The 2,625-nt window shown below is 70.5% G+C and carries 4 protein-coding genes; all 4 read left to right on the forward strand.

Going from position 1 to position 2,625, the window contains the following annotated elements; all coding sequences use genetic code 11:
* Positions 1-823, forward strand: an 823-nt coding sequence (locus OCGS_RS12725) for a phage tail tape measure C-terminal domain-containing protein (RefSeq protein WP_040611032.1), incomplete at its 5' end; no start/stop codon positions are given.
* Positions 824-826: 3 nt separating this feature from the next.
* Positions 827-1,453: a DUF2460 domain-containing protein gene (locus OCGS_RS12730; RefSeq protein WP_007427659.1), complete on the forward strand. Its 627-nt coding sequence runs from the start codon at positions 827-829 to the stop codon at positions 1,451-1,453.
* Complete coding sequence (locus tag OCGS_RS12735) at positions 1,450-2,334, forward strand: DUF2163 domain-containing protein (RefSeq protein WP_007427660.1); 885 nt, start codon at positions 1,450-1,452, stop codon at positions 2,332-2,334. Before OCGS_RS12730 ends, OCGS_RS12735 begins: the two co-directional genes overlap by 4 nt.
* Positions 2,331-2,625 (forward strand): C40 family peptidase (locus OCGS_RS12740; protein ID WP_040611033.1); only part of this gene is annotated, 295 nt, incomplete at its 3' end. The genes OCGS_RS12735 and OCGS_RS12740, both read left to right, overlap by 4 nt.

Genomic DNA, 2,625 nt, shown 5'->3' on the forward strand with positions numbered 1-2,625 from the left:
GAACCTCTATCGTGGCGCCGCGCGCGAGCTGGCCGAAGGGGCCCGCGCGCCCCTCGAAAGCTGGCAGGCGCTGCGGGATGCGGTGCGCGGCACCGACGAGGCCAGTGCCAATGCGCTGACCGAGGCCACCGGTGCGGCCGCGCGGTTGGAGACGGCGCTTGGGGAAGCCGGACGCGCCGCCACTGGAGCCGGTGCGGCCGCCGGGGCTGCTGCCGCCGCCGCGGAGCCCGACACCGAGGCCGCCGTCACCGGCTGGCGTGCGGTCACGGCGGCGCTGTCCGACTACGCCAGCAAGGCCCGCGACATCGGCGGCGATATCGGCCAGAGCCTCGTCGGCGCCTTCCAGTCGGCGGAGAACGCGGTCGGTGAGTTCGTGAAGACCGGCAAGCTGAATTTTCGCGACCTCGTCACCTCGCTGCTCGCCGATCTCGCCCAGCTCGCGGCGCGGCGGTTCATCCTGGGGCCGATCGCCAATGCACTGTCCGGCGCGCTTGGTGGCGCTGGCGGCATCTTTGCCGACATTCTTCACGCAGGCGGGATGGTCGGATCGGCCGGGCCCTCGCGGATGGTTCCAGCCATGGCCTTCGCCGCCGCGCCCCGGATGCATTCGGGCGGCGCGGCGGGGCTTCGGCACGACGAGGTGCCCGCCATCCTGCAGCACGGCGAGCGCGTGCTCTCCCGGCGCGAGGCGCAGGGCTACAGCACTGGCGGCGGGATCAATGTCACCATCATGGCCCGCGACGCCGAGAGCTTCCGGCAGTCCCGCACGCAGGTCGCGGCGGACATCGCCCGGGCGGTCTCGCTCGGGCGCCGGGGGATGTAAGCCATGGCGTTCCACGAGGTCCGGTTCCCGGACAACATCAGCCGAGGCGCGCGAGGCGGGCCGGAGCGACGCACGCAGATCGTCGAGCTCGCCTCTGGCGACGAGGAGCGCAACGCCAGCTGGGCCAACTCGCGCCGCCGCTATGATGTAGCCTACGGCATCCGCCGGGCCGACGATCTGGCGGCCGTGGTCGCCTTCTTCGAGGCGCGGAACGGGCGCCTCCATGGCTTCCGGTTCAAGGATTGGGGCGATCACAAATCTTGCCTGCCTTCGGGAGCACCAACCCCGACCGATCAGGTGATTGCCACCGGCGATGGCACGACAACCGCCTTCCAGCTCGTGAAGCGCTACGCCTCGGGCAGCCAGACATGGGTGCGGACCATCGCCAAGCCGGTCGCGGGCTCGGTCACCATCGCCTTGAACGGCGCGCCCCAAGCGTCCGGCTGGTCCGTCGATACCACGTCCGGCGTCATCACCTTCACCACCCCGCCGGGCGCTGGCGTCGCGATCACCGCAGGCTTCGAGTTCGACGTGCCGGTCCGGTTCGACACCGACGTGCTCGACGTGACGCTCGACCTCGAGCGGCTCGGTTCGATCACCTCCATTCCGCTGCTGGAACTGCGCCGATGAAGACCTTTGACCCCGCCCTGCAGGCCCATCTCGACGACGGCACGACCACGCTCGCCTGGTGCTGGCGGATCACCCGCGCCGACGGTGCGAGTTTCGGCTTCACCGACCACGACCGGACGCTGAGCCTCATTGGCACGGATTTCGAACCCGAGAGCGGGCTGACAGCCTCCGAGGTCCGCACGGGCTCTGATCTGTCGGTCGATGCGCAAGACGCGGAAGGCGTGCTGACCTCCGACCGGATCACCGAGACCGACATCCTCGACGGCCGCTGGGACAACGCCATGGTCGAGGTCTGGCGGGTGAACTGGGCCGATACGAGCCAGCGCGTGCTGATGCGGCGCGGGGCCATCGGCCAGATCAGGCGTGGGCGGCTGGCGTTCGTCGCCGAGGTGCGCTCGCTCGCGCATGTGCTGGGCCAGACGGTCGGGCGGACCTTCCAGGCGACCTGCGACGCTGCGCTCGGCGATGCGCGCTGCGGCGTCGATCTGGAGGACCCCGCCTATAAGGGGACGGGCGCCGTCATCGATCTCCTGCGCGACCGGTCCTTCACCGCCTCGGGGCTCGACGGGTTTGCCTCAGGCTGGTTCACCTTCGGCACGGTCGAATGGACCAGCGGCGCGAACGCGGGGCGGCGCACCGAGGTGCTGGGCCATGATGTCACGGACGGCGTGGCGATCCTGACCCTGCTCGAGGCGCCGGTGCGGTCCATCGCCGAAAGCGATGCCTTCACCATCTATGCGGGCTGTGACAAGCGCATGGAAACATGTGGCGCGAAGTTCGCGAATACCCTCAACTTCCGCGGCTTCCCGCACATCCCCGGCCAGGACGCGGTGCTGCGCTATGCCACGAAGGACGGCGGGCATCAGGGATCCGTGCTGTGACCTCGGCCGATCCCGCCCGCGTCATCGGCATCGCACGGTCCTGGCTCGGCACGCCCTACCACGACCAGGCCAGCCTTCGAGGTGTCGGCTGCGACTGCCTCGGACTGGCCCGGGGCGTCTGGCGCGAGGTCATCGGCCCTGAGCCGTTCCTGATCCCGCCCTACAGCCGCGACTGGGGCGAGACCGGCCCGCGCGAAGTTCTGGCCGAGGGCGCGCGGCGGATGATGATCGAGGTGTCGCCCGCCGACGCCGGACCCGGCGCGCTGGTGCTCTTCCGCATGAAGCCCCGCG

This window comes from Oceaniovalibus guishaninsula JLT2003, assembly GCF_000299575.1.
GTDB lineage: Bacteria > Pseudomonadota > Alphaproteobacteria > Rhodobacterales > Rhodobacteraceae > Palleronia > Palleronia guishaninsula.

What these genes read in the sequence shown, in the direction of transcription:
- OCGS_RS12730 (WP_007427659.1), top strand. Translation starts at nt 827, where the DNA reads ATGGCGTTCCACGAGGTCCGGTTCCCGGACAACATCAGCCGAGGCGCG.
- OCGS_RS12735 (WP_007427660.1), top strand. Translation starts at nt 1,450, where the DNA reads ATGAAGACCTTTGACCCCGCCCTGCAGGCCCATCTCGACGACGGCACG.